This is a genomic window from Variovorax sp. UC122_21, from assembly GCF_044056785.1.
GTDB lineage: Bacteria > Pseudomonadota > Gammaproteobacteria > Burkholderiales > Burkholderiaceae_C > Variovorax.
This window is the reverse complement of sequence record NZ_CP172004.1, coordinates 1-15,838: the sequence shown is the minus strand read 5'-3', so window position 1 is coordinate 15,838 and position 15,838 is coordinate 1. Positions and strand designations below refer to the sequence as shown.

12 protein-coding genes and 4 pseudogenes are annotated in these 15,838 nt (G+C 71.4%); 2 read left to right on the top strand and 14 right to left on the bottom strand.

Annotated elements, in window-relative coordinates; genetic code table 11:
• Window positions 1–15: 15 nt before the first annotated feature.
• The 13 genes and pseudogenes from ACHMXE_RS12240 to ACHMXE_RS12180 all read right to left on the bottom strand — a co-directional run bounded on the left by ACHMXE_RS12240 (window position 16) and on the right by ACHMXE_RS12180 (window position 12,471).
• On the bottom strand, window positions 16–1,308 hold the full coding sequence (locus ACHMXE_RS12240; protein ID WP_395349608.1) for an FAD-dependent oxidoreductase: 1,293 nt from the start codon (window positions 1,306–1,308) through the stop codon (window positions 16–18).
• Window positions 1,305–1,568, bottom strand: coding sequence for a 2Fe-2S iron-sulfur cluster-binding protein (locus ACHMXE_RS12235; protein ID WP_395349607.1), 264 nt, complete (start codon window positions 1,566–1,568; stop codon window positions 1,305–1,307). The genes ACHMXE_RS12240 and ACHMXE_RS12235 overlap by 4 nt, the downstream gene beginning before the upstream one ends.
• Window positions 1,565–2,672 (bottom strand): annotated as a pseudogene (locus ACHMXE_RS12230) (NAD(P)/FAD-dependent oxidoreductase). The gene ACHMXE_RS12235 and the pseudogene ACHMXE_RS12230 overlap by 4 nt, the downstream one beginning before the upstream one ends.
• 8 nt (window positions 2,673–2,680) lie before the next feature.
• Window positions 2,681–3,626: pseudogene (locus tag ACHMXE_RS12225) on the bottom strand (4-hydroxyproline epimerase).
• Between the two features lie 90 nt (window positions 3,627–3,716).
• Window positions 3,717–4,850, bottom strand: a complete 1,134-nt coding sequence (locus ACHMXE_RS12220) for a branched-chain amino acid ABC transporter substrate-binding protein (protein WP_395349606.1) — start codon at window positions 4,848–4,850, stop codon at window positions 3,717–3,719.
• Between the two features lie 82 nt (window positions 4,851–4,932).
• Window positions 4,933–5,847, bottom strand: a complete 915-nt coding sequence (locus tag ACHMXE_RS12215; protein WP_395349605.1) for a dihydrodipicolinate synthase family protein — start codon at window positions 5,845–5,847, stop codon at window positions 4,933–4,935.
• Between the two features lie 145 nt (window positions 5,848–5,992).
• Window positions 5,993–6,676, bottom strand: a complete 684-nt coding sequence (locus ACHMXE_RS12210; RefSeq protein ID WP_395349604.1) for a glycine zipper 2TM domain-containing protein — start codon at window positions 6,674–6,676, stop codon at window positions 5,993–5,995.
• Window positions 6,677–6,813: 137 nt separating this feature from the next.
• Window positions 6,814–8,155, bottom strand: a pseudogene (locus ACHMXE_RS12205) (HipA domain-containing protein).
• A gap of 246 nt (window positions 8,156–8,401) precedes the next feature.
• Window positions 8,402–8,602 (bottom strand): annotated as a pseudogene (locus ACHMXE_RS12200) (helix-turn-helix domain-containing protein); the annotation flags it as partial.
• 92 nt (window positions 8,603–8,694) lie between these two features.
• Window positions 8,695–9,657 (bottom strand): tripartite tricarboxylate transporter substrate-binding protein, encoded by a 963-nt coding sequence (locus ACHMXE_RS12195; RefSeq protein WP_395349603.1) that lies wholly within the window; start codon window positions 9,655–9,657, stop codon window positions 8,695–8,697.
• Window positions 9,658–9,710: 53 nt separating this feature from the next.
• A complete protein-coding gene (locus tag ACHMXE_RS12190; RefSeq protein WP_093351605.1) occupies window positions 9,711–10,913 on the bottom strand; it encodes a M20 aminoacylase family protein in 1,203 nt (400 codons plus the stop codon).
• 113 nt (window positions 10,914–11,026) lie between these two features.
• Window positions 11,027–11,890, bottom strand: a complete 864-nt coding sequence (locus ACHMXE_RS12185; protein WP_395349602.1) for a pirin family protein — start codon at window positions 11,888–11,890, stop codon at window positions 11,027–11,029.
• Window positions 11,887–12,471, bottom strand: coding sequence for an NADPH-dependent FMN reductase (locus ACHMXE_RS12180; protein ID WP_395349601.1), 585 nt, complete (start codon window positions 12,469–12,471; stop codon window positions 11,887–11,889). The genes ACHMXE_RS12185 and ACHMXE_RS12180 overlap by 4 nt, the downstream gene beginning before the upstream one ends.
• Before the next feature lie 141 nt (window positions 12,472–12,612).
• On the opposite strand from ACHMXE_RS12180, the gene ACHMXE_RS12175 reads away from it, so the two are divergent.
• Window positions 12,613–13,539 (top strand): LysR family transcriptional regulator, encoded by a 927-nt coding sequence (locus tag ACHMXE_RS12175; RefSeq protein ID WP_395349600.1) that lies wholly within the window; start codon window positions 12,613–12,615, stop codon window positions 13,537–13,539.
• Between the two features lie 37 nt (window positions 13,540–13,576).
• Window positions 13,577–14,053 carry a peptidylprolyl isomerase gene (locus ACHMXE_RS12170; RefSeq protein WP_093351617.1) on the top strand — a complete coding sequence of 159 codons (477 nt, stop codon included), beginning with the start codon at window positions 13,577–13,579 and terminating at the stop codon, window positions 14,051–14,053.
• Between the two features lie 30 nt (window positions 14,054–14,083).
• Here the strand turns inward: ACHMXE_RS12170 and ACHMXE_RS12165 are convergent, their stop codons facing one another.
• A complete protein-coding gene (locus ACHMXE_RS12165) occupies window positions 14,084–15,682 on the bottom strand; it encodes a CHAD domain-containing protein (RefSeq protein WP_395349599.1) in 1,599 nt (532 codons plus the stop codon).
• Window positions 15,683–15,838: the final 156 nt, after the last annotated feature.

The window sequence follows — 15,838 nt, the reverse complement described above, 5'->3', positions numbered from 1 at the left end:
TCTGCGTAGTGTGGATCAGTCCGGGTCGCGCGCGCCCAGGCCGGCCAGCGTCGCGATGCGCACGGGCGACAGCGGCGGCCGCGGCGCGGGCGGCGTCCAGCCAAACAGGAACTGCGCGGCGTCGCCGCACACGCGCCCCTGGCACGGCCCCATGCCGCAGCGCTGGTGCAGCTTGGCGTCGGTCCAGCCGCCGCAGCCGGCGAGCGCCGCGAGGGGCACATCCTCGCAGCGGCACACCAGCGTGTCGGGCCGGGCCAGCGCGCGGATCGCGGGGCCGGGCGCGAAGCTGCGGTGCAACCGCGTGGCGAAAGCGTTCCAGCGCGCACGTTCGGCGTATTGCAAGCGTGCGGCCTTGTCGTCGCCGACGGCCGCATGGCCCGCGATGGCGCCCTGCGCGAGCGCGCGTTCGCTGCCGCCGAAGCCCGTGCATTCGCCGGCCGCGTAGACGTCGTCCAGGCTGGTGGCCTGCCGCGCGTCGACGGCCAGCGCGAGCGTGCCGCTGTCGCCGAAGGGCGCGAGCGCGCAGCCGAGCATCTGGCCGAGCTGGGTGTTGGGCACCAGGCCGAAGCCGCAGGCCAGGCGCTCGCAGGCCATCTCCTGCAGGCGGCCGCCCTGGTTCAGGCGCACCGATTCGAGCTGCGTCGTGCCCAGTGCCTCGACCACGTGCGAGCCGGTGCGGTAGGCCGCATCGGCCAGCGTCAGCGCCTGCACTGCCTTGCCGGGCCAGCGCGCGAGCCCCAGCGCGAAGCCCGCGACCGCGCCGAAGGCCGCCTGCTCGGCGATGCACAGCACCTTCGCGCCGGCCTGGCGCGCGGTGGCCGCGGCCGCCAGCAGCAGCGGGCCGGTGCCGGCGACGACGATGCGCTCGCCCGCCACCGGCAGGCCGGCCTTGATCAGCGCCTGCAGGCCGCCCGCGCCGGTCACGCCGGGCAGGGCCCAGCCCGGGAAGGGCAGCAGGCGTTCGCGTGCGCCGGTGCACAGCACGAGCCTGCCCCAGCGCAGGCGCCAGGCGCGCTCCGCCTCCTCGAGCAGCAGCTCGCGCGGCGCGCTGGCGGCCACCACGCGCGTGCCGCTGTGCATGCGCACGTTGGCGCGGGCAGCCAGCGCCTCGCGCAACCGGCGCGCGGCCGGCGGCAGGCTGGCGCCGGGGCCGTCGCGCCAGATCTGGCCGCCGGGTGCGGGGTTGTCGTCGATCACGACGATGGACGCGCCGCTGGGCGCGGCCGCCAGCGCGGCGGCCATGCCCGCGGGGCCGGCGCCGACGATCAGCAGGTCGCAGTGTTCGAGGCCGATGGCGTCGGTGCTCATCGCAGGGTCTCCACGCGCATGCCTTCGCCGCAGACGGTCTGACAGGCGAGTCGGCGGCGGCCGTCGACGGCGACGCGGCATTCCTGGCAGATGCCCATGCCGCAGAAGGGCGCGCGCGGCTGGCCCGTGACGGAGACGCGCGCCACGCCCATGGCCGGGGTCGTGTCGGCGATGCGCAGCGCGGCGGCGACCGAGCTGCCGGCCGCGACGCGCACCTCGCGGCCGTCGATCTGCAGTGAGACCTGCGGCGCGGCGTTCATGCCACCGTCTCCAGCAGCCGCCCGGGCGCGAAGGGCCGCGCATCGAACGGCGGCGCGGTGCCCGTCATCAGCGCCACGAGCAGTTCGGCGCTGCCCGGCGCGGTGGTCACGCCCAGGCCTTCGTGGCCGAGCGCGAGCCACAGCTCTCGCGCCACGGATGCGCGCCCAGCAGCGGCAGGCCGTCGGGCGTGGCGGCGCGCAGGCCGGTCCAGCCGCGGATGGCGTTGAGTTCGCCGAGGCCCGGCAGGTAGTCGATCGCGCGCCGCAGCATGCGCGCGAGCATCGCGGGCTCGACCGCGGGATCGGTGGTGTCGAACTGCCGCGAGGAACCGACCAGCAGCTGCCCCGTGGGCCGCGGCTGCACGTTGAAGGCGACCGAGTCGCCCTCGGCATGGTGCGCGCTGGTGACGTAGCCGAGCTCGACCAATTGGTGCCGCACGGTGCCCGGATAGCGGTCGGTGATCAGCAGATGGCCCTTCTTGGGCCGCAGCGGCAGTTCGGGGCACAGCGCGGCCGCCTCGAGGCCGGCGGCCAGCACGACCTGCGCGGCGCGGCGCCGACCGCCGTCGGCCAGAAGCAGCGTTCCATCGTCCTCGATGGCCGCGACCTGGGCCTGCTCGAATCGATCGCGGCGCCCGCGTCCGCGAGCAGCCAGCGCGCCGCGTTGGGCGCATAGAGGATGCCGTCGCCCGGCACCTCGAGCGCGCCCGCGAGGCCGGCGCGCAATGCCGGTTCGGCCATGGCCAATGCCTTCGCGTCGAGCAACCGGCTCGCGATGCCCAGCGCGGCGAGCCGCTCGCGCTTGCGTTCGGCCTCGGCCATCTCCGCGTCGTCGGCGGCGATCCAGAGCGTGCCGCAGGCGCTGTGCGCGCAATCGGCCGGCAGGCGCGGCGCAAGCGCGCGCCACAGGTCGATCGAGCGGCTGCTGAGTTCGAGCTCGGCACGGTTGTCGTCCATCGCCACGAGATGGCCCATGCCGGCGCCGGTGGCGCCGCCCAGGCGCGCGTCGATCACGCGCACGCGGCGGCCCGCGCGCGCGAGCGCATGCGCGCAGGCGGCGCCGACGATGCCGGCGCCGATGACGATCGCGTCCGCATCGGCCATCTGCCGTGTCAGAGCCGGATGCCCCAGCCGAAGGGATCGGCCTCGTCGATCAGCAGGGTGGCTTCGGCGCTGATGTGGGCGCGGCCGCGCAGGGTGGGGATGACGCGGCCGTCGTCGGCGGGCTCGTAGCTGGCCTCGAAGCGACTGCCGATCACGCTGGCCTGCGTCCACACCTGGCCGGGCGCGAGCTTGCCGTCGGCCGCGAGGCAGGCGATCTTGGCGCTGGTGCCGGTGCCGCAGGGCGAGCGGTCGTAGGCATTGCCGGGGCACAGCACGAAGTTGCGGCTGTCGGCGCCGTCCGCGTCGTCGGCGAACAGTTCGATGTGGTCGATCTCCGCGCCCTCGGCGCCGCTGATGCCCTGCGCCGCGAGCGCGCGCCGCAGCGCGGCCGTGTAGTCGGTGAGCGCGGCGAGGTTGTCGCTCGCCACGCGCTGGCCGTGCGCGGCCTCGCTCACGAGGAAGAACCAGTTGCCGCCCCAGGCCACGTCGCCGCGCACCGTGCCGTGGCCCGGCAGTTCGACGGCCACCTGGTGCAGATGCCGGTACGCGGGCACGTTGCGCACGCTGACCGCGCCGTCCGCGTGCAGCGTGGTGGTGACGGTGCCCACGGGCGTTTCGATGCGGTGCTCGCCGGGGCCGATGCGGCCCATGTGCGCGAGGCTCGCGACCAGGCCGATGGTGCCGTGGCCGCACATGCCGAGGTAGCCCGCGTTGTTGAAGAAGATCACGCCGGCCGCGGCATCGGGCGCGACCGGTTCGCACAGCAGCGCGCCGACCACGACGTCGCTGCCGCGCGGTTCGAGCACGGTGGCGGCGCGCCAGGGGTCGTGCCGTTCGACCAGCAGCGCGCGGCGCTCGGCTATGCTGCCGCGGCCGAGGTCGGGAAAGCCGCCGGTCACGAGGCGGGTGGGGCTCGCCGCCGGTGTGCGAGTCGATGATCTGAATGCGGTGCATGGGGGTGGCGCATCGCCTTGCGTGAAGACGGCGATGCGTTGAAGGAAGAGGGGAGGAAGGGGCCGCGGCCCCTTCCCGGGGAGACGCGACTCAGTAGCTCGCGAGCGCCGTCGGCGCGGCGTTCTTGAAGGTGAACACCGTGATCGGTGCCTGCTTCATGTTGCCCTTGTCGTCGTAGGCATAGGTCGCGGCCACGCCCTTGTAGGTGGTCTTGTAGAGCTCGGCGCCGACCTTGTCGGGATCGATCGAGTTGGCCTTGGCCATCGACTCGCCGATGAACATCACCTGGTCGTAGTACGAAGCCGCGTAGGCATCGGCGTCGGCGCCGAAGCGCTTCTTGAACTTCTCCTTGAAGGCCGGACCGCTGACCGCTTTCTCGAGGATCGAGCCGCCCTGGGCGCAGAACACCGCGTCGTTGACCGCGTCGCCGCCGAGCTTGCCCATCGCGGGGCTGCACAACGTGTCGCCGCCGAGCAGCTTGGCGTTGATGCCGAGCTGCTTCATCTGCCGCGTCATCGGCGCGCCCTGCGGTGCGTAGCCGCCGAAAAAGATCGCCTCGGGCTGCTTGGCCTTCATGTTGGTCAGGATGGCGGTGAAGTCGACCGCCTTGTCGGTGGTGAACTCCTGGCCGACCACGGTGAGACCCTGCTTCGTCGCTTCCTTGGTGAACTCCTCGGCGAGCCCCTGGCCGAAGGCGGTGCGGTCGTCGATCACGCCGACCTTGGTGACCTTGAGCACCTTGGCCGCGTAGACGGCCATGCTGCCGCCGATCTGGTTGTCGCTCGCGATGATGCGGTAGAGGTTCTTGTAGCCGCCCTGCGTGACCTTCGGGTTGGTGCCCACGGTCGACAGCAGCACGCCGCCGTCGCTGTAGACGCGCGAGGCCGGGATGGCCACGCCCGAGCAGTACGGGCCCATGACGAACTTGACGTTGTCGTCGACGAACTTCTGCGCCACGGCCACGCCGCTCTTGGCGTCGCAGGCATCGTCCTCCGACTTCAGTTCGAACTTGAGCGTCTTGCCGCCGACCACGAGTTTCTTGGCGTTGAGCTCCTCGATCGCGAGGCGCACGCCGTTCTCGTTGTCCTTGCCCGCGAACGCATTGGGGCCGGAGAGCGGCCCGGTATGGCCGATCTTGACCACCTGCTCCTGCGCCTTCGCCTGGGTTGCGAGGGCCAGCGCCACGAGGCCGAGCAGCGGAATCATCTTCGATGGTGTCTTCATGCTTCTTCCTGGATAAGGGGACACGGAGGGTACGAGGGAAACGAGGGCGCCGCCCTCGGGGGAAACGCAGCAAACGAAGGGCTTAGGCGACCGACTGGTACTTGGCCGGGCGGGTCGCGAGCGCCTTCTTCACGATGGCCTCGATGGCCTCGCGCTCGGCGCCCACCAGCGGCAGGCGCGGACGGCGCACGTGCTCGGTGCCCACGCCCACGAGGTGGTCGATGAGCTTGAGGTTCTGGACCAGCTTGGTCGAGACGTCGAGGTGCAGCATCGGCGTCATCCACTGGTAGAGCTTGAGCGCCTCGGCGAACTGGCCGGCCTTCATCAGGTCGTACAGCGCCACGGTCTCGCGCGGGAACGCGCAGCCCACGCCGGCCAGCAGGCCGTCGCAGCCCAGCGCCAGGCCCTCGTAGGCGAGATCGTCCACGCCGAGGAACAGCTGGTAGCGGTCACCGACCGTGTTGCGCAGGTCGGTGATGCGGCGGATGTTGTCGGTGCTCTCCTTGATGGCCGCGATCCATTCGCAGTCGGCCAGCTCGACCATGTGCTCGGGCTTGAGGTCGACGCGGTAGGCCACCGGGTTGTCGTAGACCATCACCGGCTTCTGCGCCGCGTTGGCGATGGTGCGCACGTTGAGCATGGCTTCGCGCGCGTCGGCCACGTAGATCACCGAGGGCATGACCATGTAGCCGGCCACGCCGAGCTTGTTGCCGCCCTCGACGTAGCGCAGCGCGTCGCGGGTGCTGGTCTCGGACACGTTGGCCAGCACCGGGATGCGGCCGTCGGCGGCCTCGAGCGCGATCTGCGCGACCTGCAGCTTCTCCTCGAGCGACAGCGTGCTGGCTTCGCCGAGCGAGCCGCAGGTGACGAGGCCGTGGATGCCGTTGCGGATCTGGAAATCGATGTGGCGCGCGGTGCCTTCGGCATCGATGCGCTCGTCGGCATGGAACTTGGTGGTGACGGCGGGAAAGATGCCTTGCCAGCGGGGGTTGCTCACGAATTCGCTCCTTGGATGGGCCCGGATGGGCGGGGCTGGGACGGAGCGGATTTAAATATATTAAGGATATACCGTCAATATTCTCGTAAACGAGCATGTGCCCGGCAGGGCCTGCCGGGCGCGGTGCGGGTTGGGTGAGGAACGCTTACTTGTGGCCGTCGGCCGGGCTCAGCGTGTGGCCCTTGAGCCTCACGGCCTTGCCGATCGGCGGCGCGCTGCGCGTCTCGACGCTGCGCAGGGTGCCGTTGTCCATGCGCACGCCGACCTGGTAGACGGTGACCGTGTGGGTGCGCTTCTCGATCTCGTTGCCGGCGTAGCCGCCGCCGACGGCGCCAAGCACGGTCGCGGCCGTGCGGCCGCCGCCATGGCCGATCTGGTTGCCCACCAGCCCGCCGACCACGCCGCCGGCCACCATGCCGACGCCGCTCGGGCGCTGGGTGCGCTGCACGGCACGCACCGTCTCCACATGGCCGCAGACCGCGCAGGGCGGGGCGGCCACGGGTTCGGGCGCGGCGGCCATCGGCGCGGGGCCCGCGGCGGGCACGGGTTGCGGCGCGGCGCTCATGGCTGGCGCGGGCGCCGTCGCGTTGACGGTCGGGCCGGACGGCAAGGGCTGAAGCGCCGGCGGCGCCGCATCGGGCTTGAAGTCGTCGGGCGCCGGGCCCGTGGCCAGGGCCACGGGCGGTGCCGCCGCCGTGCCGCCCTGATGCTTCTGCCACAGCGCGCCGCCGAGCGCGGCCACCGCCACCGCGAGCACGCCGATCGCCACCCAGAGCTTGTGCGTTCCGCCCTGGCGCGAGGGCATGCCTGTTGTCGTTGTCTGTTCCATGAAAGCCTTCCTTCCTGCGGTCCGGCCTACGAGCCGGAACCCGTTCCCAGCATCGCCCGGGCAAGGCCGAAGTCAATGCACGGGCGTCCTACACGCCGGCACGCGGCGAGCGCATCCGGCTGGAGGACGACACCCGGTCAGGGCGTCGCGGCGGGCGCCACGCCCGAGAGGAAGCGCCGCGCCTCGGCGCGCATGCCGGCGCGAAACCGCCTCCCAGGTCCGCGCGGGAAAGTCCGCGGGCAGCGCGGCCTCGACCTCGGCCAGCGCCTCGTCGAGCGTTTCGACCATCGCGAGCATCGCGCGCCAGGTGTGGTCGCCGCCGTTGCGCATCGCGAGCCCCCACCAGTGGCGGGCCTGGATGGTGTGCAGCGCGTAGTGCGCGTTCTTCGAGCGCACGGCCATCGCCAGCTCGGCCCGGCGCGGCTGGAACTGGCTCGCGCCGTTGCCGAAGTAGGGCCACATCGACAGCACGTCGTAGAGCGGCGTCATCTCGTAGGCATCGCCGCGCTGCAGGTGGAGCGAGAAGTTCTTGGCATGCCCGTCGGTGGCCGCCAGCAGGAAGAAGGCGAGCTGCGCGAGCAGGAACAGCGTGCCGTCGTCCCGGTTGCGGCTGCCCTGCAGCAGTTGCAGGCAGCGGGTCATGCCGGGGCCGCCGTGCTGCTCGTACTTGCGCTCGGGCGGCAGCGCCATCGCCTGGCAGAAGTCTTCCTGCGGCAGGCGCGCGATCCAGCGCTCGCCGTTCGCACCCGCCATCCACTCGCGGTCGAAGCGCTCGACCGCCAGCACCTGCTGGTCGCCGAAGGTCTCGATGGCGGTCGGCGCGACCGGCAGGCCCAGCGCGCCGACGATCCGCGCGCAGAGCCATTCGTTGTGGATCGAGTCCGAGGCATCGACGCGCCGCGAGCCACCGATCAGCCCCAGCGGCAGCTTGAGGATGTGGGTGGTCGGCGTGGCGCCGTGCGGGCGGCACCAGCGGCCGTCGACGCGGGTCAGCGCAGTCTTTTCCTGCGCGCCGGCCAGCGAGATCCGGAACAGGTCGCGGTCGCGCAGCCGCTCGGGCGTCGATTCGGTCGGCACGGCGCGCAGCAGCTCGGCCACCTGCTCGTCGGCGAGCGGCTCGCAGTCCACGCGGTCCCAGCCCTCGGGCATCGCGCCATCGGGCAGCAGCTGCACCGCACCCACGCAGTCGCGGCCGATGGCTTCGAGCAGGTCGAAGACCTTCGTGCTCCTGAGCCCGAAGCGCTGGCCCAGGCGCATGCGGATGCGCTCGTTGTCGGGCAGCAGGTTGTCGAAGTAGTTGCGCACCGCCTCGCCCTGGACTTCGAGCGCCGTGGTGATCGGCAGCGAGAGCGACAGCGAGCGGCGCCGCGGCGACGCGAGCCACGCGGGCTCGTAGCGGAAGGTGTGGGATTCGCGATCGACCGACCAGGTGCCGACGAGCTCGCCGTTCATCCAGGCCTTGAGCGCGCGCCTCACCAGGAGCCCTTCCTCGGCGCGGCGGCGAAGCGCTCGCGGGCGGCGGGCACGGGGCCAGCCGCGGCGGGGGCGCGGCGCTTGCGGTTCGGGGGGCGACGGGGCGGCCGGCGGTTCCATGCCTTTTTCCTGGACGACCGGTGCGGCCGGCGACGGCACCCGGCCATAGGCGCGCGGCGCGTTGCGGTCGTTCGGGCGCGGGTCGCCATCGGGAAGTTCCGCATTCGCCGGAACCTCGTCCTCGTCGCGCAGCGAGATCGACGCGCCCAGCGCCGCCAGCAATTTCATCAACTGTTCGAAGCCGACGGCCCCCGGATTCGCCTCGATCTCGGCGATCCGGGCCTGGCTGACGCCGACGAGGGCGCCGGCCTGCGCCTGCGTCAGGCCGCGTTTCTTCCGCAGCGCCTGGAGGTGCGCCCGGAGCTGGTCGGCAAAACGAAGGGGGTAGTCCATCTTGTCTTCAAGATAAAGGCCCTCCCTTGTTTTGTCAATTTACAGGTTTTGGCTTGTATTTACCTTTTATCTGCCAAAGCTTGTATTCGACCTCAATCGACCTTCGCTCCCGAGGCCTTCACCACCGCCCCCATCGCATCCCAGTCGGCGCGCAGCAGCTTCTGGAATTCCTCGGCGCTCTGGCTGCGCGGCTCCACGCCCAGCCGCGTGAAGCGTTCCTGGATCGCCGGGTCGGCGATCACCTTGTTGACGGCCGCGTTGAGCCGCTCGACCTCGGCCTTGGGCGTGGCGGCCGGCGCGAGCAGGCCGATCCACGAATCGAAGGCATAGCCGGGCAGGCCGCTCTCGGCCACGGTCGGCAGCTTCGGCAGGAAGGGGCTGCGCGACTGGCCGGTCGAGGCCAGCAGCTTCATGCGCGGATCGCTCTGGAAGCCCATCACGCCGATGCTCGACGAGATCACCGCCTGCACCCGGCCCGCGAGCACCTCGTTGACCGCCTCGCCGGTGGACTTGGTCGGGATGTGCGTCATCTGCAGCCCGGCCTTGGCGAGGAACGAGGCCATCGCGAGGTGCGTGGCGCTGCCGTTGCCGGCCGAGGCGTAGTTGTATTTGCCGGGGTTGGCCTTGACCTCCTTGATGAAGTCGGCCGTGGTCGACACGTTCATGCCGCTGGCCACCGCGAGCACGTAGCCCGCGTTGCCGATGTTGGCCACGCCCACGAAGTCCTTGAGCGGGTCGTAGGGCAGCTTGCTGTAGAGGAAGCCCGCGATGTTGTGGCTCGCGGCCGCGAGCACCAGCGTGTTGCCGTCGGCCGGCGCCTTGGCCGCGATCGCCGCGCCCACGGTGCCGCCCGCGCCCGCGCGGTTCTCGACGATGGCGCTGGCATTGAGCGCCGCGCCGAGCTCGTTGTTGAAGGCGCGCGCCACGGTGTCCTGCACCGCGCCGGTGCCGAAGGGCACGACGATGTGGATCACGCGCTGCTGCGCCATCGCGGGCAGCGCGACAGCCGCGAAAGCAAGGGCCAGGAGCGAGCGTCGGGCGAACGGGGTGGTCATCGGTGGGGCCGCTTTCGTCGGGTTGGAGAAAAGAAGAAATCCGCGGGGTCGCTTCAGCGCCCCGGCGCGAGCCAGCGCTGCGCCAGCCGCACGAAGTAGCTCGCGCCGATCGGGATGATCTCGTCGTTGAAGTCGAACGAGCTGTTGTGGATGATGCAAGGCCCGGGCCCGTGGCCGTCGAGCCGGTGGTCGCCATCGCCATTGCCGAGGAAGGCATAGCAGCCGGGCCGCGCCAGCAGCATGTGGGCGAAGTCCTCGGCGCCCATCACCGCCGGGAAATCGGTGGTGACCATGTCGTCGCCCACCACCTCGCGCATCACGCCGGCCGCGAAGCGCGCCTCGGCCGGATGGTTCACCGTCGGTGGCGAGGAGCGGTTGAAGAACACCTCGGCCGTGCAGCCGTGCGCCGCCGCCACGCCCGCGGCCACCTCGCGCAGCCGGGCTTCGAGCAGGTCGATGGCCTCGATCGAGAAGGTGCGGATGGTGCCGCCGACCGTGGCTTCGTCGGGAATGATGTTGGGCGCGTCCGAGCCGCGCAGTTGCGTGACCGCGAGCAGCGCGCGCTCGGTGCTCGGGATGGTGCGCGCGACGATGGTCTGCAGCTGCTGCGCGAGGTTGACCACCGCCGCCACCGGGTCGATGCCGGTGTGCGGCATCGAGGCATGCGTGCCGCGCCCGTGCAGCGTGATGCGGTAGGTGTTGCTCGAGGCCATGAGCGCGCCCTCGTTGAGCGCGAAGCGGCCCACGTCGCCGACGGGGAAGTTGTGCAGGCCGAACACCGCGTCGCACGGGAAGCGCTCGAACAGGCCCTCGTCGATCATCTTCTTGGCACCGGCCTTGCCCATCTCCTCCGCGGGCTGGAAGATGAAGTGCACCGTGCCGTCGAAGTCGTCCGGGCCCTGTTGCGACAGGTGCCAGGCGGCGGCCAGCAGCATGGTGGTGTGGCCGTCGTGGCCGCAGGCATGCATGCGGCCCGCGTGGCGCGACTTGTGGGCGAACTCGTTGGCCTCGTGCAGCGGCAGCGCATCCATGTCGGCGCGCAGGCCGATGGTGCGCGCGCCCGTGCCCTTGCGCAGCACGCCGACCAGGCCGGTGCCCGCGATGCCGCGGTGCACCTCGATGCCCCATTCGGCGAGCAGGCCGGCCACTTTCTCGGAGGTGCGGTGTTCCTCGAAGCCGAGTTCGGGATGGGCGTGGATGTCGCGCCGGATGTCGACGAAGCGGGCGACGTCGGCGAAGGAATCGACGATGTTCATGGGGGGCGGCTGGCTGAATCGTTCTGGAAGCGAACGATTCTGGCGCAGCCACCCGCCGCGCGCATGCTCGATTACGAGGCTCTATGCGGCTCGGCCGAGCCGCACTTCCTGCGCTACGCGGCTCGGCCGAGCCGCCCCTCCTGCCGCAGCTTCGCGCCGATGCGCCGGATCTCGGCCTCGCCCTGGTCCAGCGTCGCGCGGCTGGTGTGCACCGAGTAGTGGCCCATCACCAGCTCGTGCGGATGCTTGACCGCCGAGCCCAGCACGAAGGAGGTGTCGCCCTGCGCCACCAGCTCGATGGCCTCGCCCGATTCCTCGAAGACCGCGAGTTCGCCGTCGCCGATCGGGCCGCCGGCTTGGTCGCCCGCGTCGAGCCGGCCGCTCTCCACCGCGAGCCAGCCCACCGTGTGGCCGGCCGGCGGCGTGTAGCGCCAGTGCTCGCCGTCCTTCAGTTGCACCGCGAGGTAGTTGATCGGCGCGGGCGCCGGGATCGCGCTGCGCGCCGCGCCGTGGCTGCCGAGCAGCACGCGCGCCGGGCCTTCGCGCGGCACCTGCGAGGGCGCGAGGTAGATGCTCTGCGCGGGCGCGTTCTCTTCCGATGCGGGCAGCGCCACCCAGAGCTGGAAGCCGCGCACGCGCTGCACGCCCGGCGCCGGCGCGCCCGTGTGCCACACGCCATTGCCCGCGCGCATCCACTCGACGCCGCCGCCGCGCAGCACGCCCTGTTCGCCGGTCGTGTCCTCGTAGAGCGTATCGCCCTCGATCAGCCAGGTCAGCGTGGCGATGCCCGAGTGCGGATGCATGCCGAATCCGCGGTGGCCGCCTTCGGTGTCGAAGCCGAACAGGTCGAGGAAGACGAAGGGCTTGAGGAATTCGCCGAGGTCGCCCGGGCTCACGAGCCGTGCGATCGGGCCGTGCTTCATGCCGCGCGTGCGATAGACGATGGCGCGGGTCCTGGTCGCGACGTCGGTGCTCATGCGGCCTCCCTCGCGGTCTTCAGCGCCTTGGTCCACCAGGCCAGGTCGTCGAGCATGCCGCCCGCGGCCTGCGCGAGGTGCGGGAAGTCCTCGAAGTTCTTGCCCTGCTGCCAGATGCCGAGGAACTCGACCATGCCGATGTGCACCGCGTTGCGCACCGGCGCCATCTGCATCTCGACCGCGATCAGCCGCAGCTGCTCGATCGCGCGCGCCGCGCCCACGCCGCCGTAGCCCACGAAGCCGATCGGCTTGCGCACGAACTCCTTGTAGGCCCAGTCGATCGCGTTCTTCAGCACCGCGCTCGGGCCGTGGTTGTACTCGGGCGTGACCACGACGAGGCCGTCGAAGGTGGCCAGCTTCGCCTGCCAGCGCTGCGCGGCCTCGTTCTTCACCGGGCCCCAGGCCGGCGCGCCGGCTTCGTCGAAGAAGGGCAGCGGATGGTCGCGCAGGTCGACCAGCTCGAAGGCGAGGTCGGTGCGCTGCTTCGCGATCTCGTGGATCCAGTGCGCGGGCTTCTCGCCGAAGCGGCCTTTGCGGGTCGAGCCGATGACGATGCCGATGAGGGGTTGGGTGGTGGACATGAAAGCTCCTGGGATTCGGGGTCGATGGATGGACGGACGGGCCGGCTGGCCCGATGGATCGAAGGTTAGGGCGCCACCCATTGATTGACTAGACGGTAGAGTCGGATTGCACTCGTCCATTTTTGGAAGGAATCGAATCCCATGCTCGACCTCAACGACATCGCCATGTTCGTGCAGGTGGTGCGCCATGGCAGCTTTGCGGAAGCCGCCCGGCGCCTCGGGATGCCGCCCAACACCGTGAGCCGGCGCATCCAGCAGCTCGAGGCGCAGTTGGGCACGCGGCTGATGCAGCGCTCGACCCGCAAGCTGACGCTGACCAGCGCGGGCCGGGCCTTCCACGAGCGCTGCGCGGGCGCGGTCGACGGGCTGGTCGAGGCCGGGCAGGAACTGGTCACCGGCAGCCGCGAGCCCAGCGGCCTCGTGCGCGTGGCGGCGACCGCCGACTTCTTCGACTTCTTCCCGATGGAATGGGTCGCCGACTTCCTGGCCGCGCATCCACGGGTACGGGTCGACTTCGTGCTGAGCGACGCCCGGGCCGACCTGATCGCCGAGCAGATCGACGTCGCCTTCCGTGGCGGCGCGCAGCCCGATTCGGGCTACGTCGGCCGCAAGCTGCTGGGCCCGCGCACCGACGGCCTGGTGGCGAGCCCCGCCTACATCGCCGCGCACGGCGCCCCAGCCACGCTGCAGGACCTGGCGCAGCACGACTGCGTGACCGCGCCGCATCCCAGCGGCCGCGCGACCTGGCGGCTGACCGGGCCGGACGGCGAGGAGGAGGTGCAGGTCGCCGGCCGCTTCAGCGGCAACACCGCGCAGGCGCTGCGCCGGGCGGCCGTGGCCGGCCTGGGCATCGCGCTGCTGCCGCCCTCGATGGGCCGGCTCGACGTGGCGGCCGGCCGGCTGGTGCCGGTGCTGCCGCGCTACCAGCGCACGGGGCAGGGGCTGACCGTGCTGTACCCGAGCCGCAAGCACCTGCCGCTCGCGGTGTCGGCCTTCATCGCGATGGTGATGGAGAAGCTGAGCACCGAGGAAACCCTTCCGGAGGCCTTCCGTTCGTGGAAGACCTAGCTGCGACGGCCCATCGGTTTGCACGGAAAATGGCCCGATGAAAATCGCAAAAGACACCGTCGTCACCCTCAAGTACAAAGTCGCCGACGCCCAGGGCAAGCTGATCGAAGCCAGCCCCGAGCCCATGGCCTACCTGCATGGCGGCTACGAGAACACGCTGCCCAAGATCGAGGAAGCGCTCGACGGCCAGGAGAAGGGCTACCAGACCACCCTGAACCTCGCGCCCGAGGATGCCTTCGGCCAGCGCGACGAGACGCTGGTGCGCAGCATTCCCAAGACCGACTTTCCGCCGGGCGTGAAGGTGGGCGGCCAGCTGCAGGGTCGCCTCGACGACGGCCGCGAGCACGTGTTCACCGTGATGAAGATCAAGGGCCCGGTCGTGCTGCTCGACGGCAACCATCCGTGGGCCGGCAAGGCGCTGCGCTTCAGCCTGACCGTGACGGACGTGCGCGAGGCGCTGCCGGTGGAGATCGAGCATCGGCATGTGCATGGGGCGCACGGCCACCACCACTGACATCGGACGCGCTCGCTCGCGCGCCCCGCGTCATGACTTGCCGCGGCCCTTCTTCCAGAACCGCGGCGCCCCCTCGATCCTTTCCAGCGCCTCCCGACAGGCCGCCGCGCCCGCCGCGTGCCGCGCGCTGAACCAGCCCACCGCGAACCAGGCGCGCGCATCGTGCGCGGTGGCTTCGCGGTACAGGGCCATCGCGACGGCCTCGTCGTTGTATTCGCCCAATGCGTCCTGCGCGGGACGCAGGCGCTTCAGGTAGCGTTCGGCGGCGCTCTTGTCGTCGCCCTTCTTGTCGTCCTTGGCCTCGAACAGCGGCGCCGCGAATTCGGCGAGGTAGCGCAGGCGCTTGAGGCGCTTGCGCACGCGGTGCTGGCTGTCGGTGTCCAGCGATTCGAAGCGGCCGCCGTCGCGCAGGGCCTGCTCGTGCAGGCGTTGCAGGCGCTTGCGCAGGAAGCGACGGGCGTCGTCGGAGTCCAGCGGCGTGACGGGCGGCGCGCCCTCCGCGGCCGGTTCGGGCGCCGGGGCCTCGGTGGCGGTGAAGCCGATCAGGGCCACCAGCACCGCCTGGAATGCCGGCGCGCGCACGGCCTCGCCGGGTGAAGGCTGGGAGGCGCCCGCACCAGCCGCATCGCCGGCCAGCGGATCCACCTCGGGCGCCCCGGCCTCGCGCAGCTTCGGCTGCGCGATCTTCGCCACCTGCTCGCGGTCGCGCAGCGCGCCGAGCGCGCGGAAGCAGTCGACCAGCGCCGGCTCCCAGCCCGCGCGGTCGAAGGCGCCCGTGGGATCGAGCCCTTCGAGTTCGCGCAGGGCAGTGCGCAGCCGCCGGATGCCGATGCGCAGTTGATGGACCTGCTCCTCGTCGTCGCTGCCCGCCGCCACTTCGGTGGCATTCGGCAGGATCTGCGCAAGGCAGTTCGCGACCACGGCGCGCTGGATCGCGCGGCCATCGGGCGCGCTCGCGAAGCGCGGCGGCTCGGCCTTGACGGCGGGCACCACCTCGAGCCCCGCGAGCAGGCGCGCGCCGCGCTCGGCCTTCGAGATGGTGCTGAACCACAGCCCGTGCTGCTGCGACCAGCGCTGCGCCAGCGCGACCAGGCCCGGCACGCTGCCGCGCTTGAGTTCGAGCTCGAGTTCGCAGACCGGCGATGCGCGCTGTTCGGGCGTGCCGGCATGCGCCACCACCTTGCCGACATCGAGCGCCAGCTCGGCCACGACGCCGCCCGGCCCGGTGCTGCGCACGTCGCGCGTGAGCCGCACGATGTCGGTGGACTGGCGCTCGACCAGCGCCAGGAGCTGCCCATCCTCGCCCGCGAGCGCCCGCGCCAGCCGCTCGCCGACCGGCGTGCCCTCGTGGCGCCGCGGATCGATGTCGGGCGAGGCGCCCGCGGTGCCGAGGCCGACGTTGTGTTCGAGCCGGTGCAGCGCGTTGTCGCCCGTGGCCTTCACCGTCTGCACCCAGCGCCGGCCCTCCTTGCGCAGCCGCAGCACGATGCCCTGCGCGGCCAGCCGCTCGTCGGCGGTGTCGAAATAGCGCGCCTGCAGCCGCGTGCGCACCACGGCACCGCGACGCAGCGCGGCGTCGACGGCCTTCAGGCGGTCGGCGGGGATGTGGAACTTGAATTCGATTTCCATGAGCCGGCCATGATGCACGCTGCGCGCCATGGCGCCACCCATCGACGCACGGTGCGCGCGGGCATCGGGGCGAGCCGCCGGGGGCCGGAAGCGTCTTCTTGCAAATTGATGTGGACACCGTCCATTTTGTTTTGCATAATTTGTGGACGCTGTACA

Bases quoted from the DNA above. Each gene is read 5' to 3' on its own strand.
- ACHMXE_RS12240 (WP_395349608.1), bottom strand. From the start codon at position 1,308: ATGAGCACCGACGCCATCGGCCTCGAACACTGCGACCTGCTGATCGTC.
- ACHMXE_RS12235 (WP_395349607.1), bottom strand. From the start codon at position 1,568: ATGAACGCCGCGCCGCAGGTCTCACTGCAGATCGACGGCCGCGAGGTG.
- ACHMXE_RS12220 (WP_395349606.1), bottom strand. From the start codon at position 4,850: ATGAAGACACCATCGAAGATGATTCCGCTGCTCGGCCTCGTGGCGCTG.
- ACHMXE_RS12210 (WP_395349604.1), bottom strand. From the start codon at position 6,676: ATGGAACAGACAACGACAACAGGCATGCCCTCGCGCCAGGGCGGAACG.
- ACHMXE_RS12195 (WP_395349603.1), bottom strand. From the start codon at position 9,657: ATGACCACCCCGTTCGCCCGACGCTCGCTCCTGGCCCTTGCTTTCGCG.
- ACHMXE_RS12190 (WP_093351605.1), bottom strand. From the start codon at position 10,913: ATGAACATCGTCGATTCCTTCGCCGACGTCGCCCGCTTCGTCGACATC.
- ACHMXE_RS12185 (WP_395349602.1), bottom strand. From the start codon at position 11,890: ATGAGCACCGACGTCGCGACCAGGACCCGCGCCATCGTCTATCGCACG.
- ACHMXE_RS12180 (WP_395349601.1), bottom strand. From the start codon at position 12,471: ATGTCCACCACCCAACCCCTCATCGGCATCGTCATCGGCTCGACCCGC.
- ACHMXE_RS12175 (WP_395349600.1), top strand. From the start codon at position 12,613: ATGCTCGACCTCAACGACATCGCCATGTTCGTGCAGGTGGTGCGCCAT.
- ACHMXE_RS12170 (WP_093351617.1), top strand. From the start codon at position 13,577: ATGAAAATCGCAAAAGACACCGTCGTCACCCTCAAGTACAAAGTCGCC.
- ACHMXE_RS12165 (WP_395349599.1), bottom strand. From the start codon at position 15,682: ATGGAAATCGAATTCAAGTTCCACATCCCCGCCGACCGCCTGAAGGCC.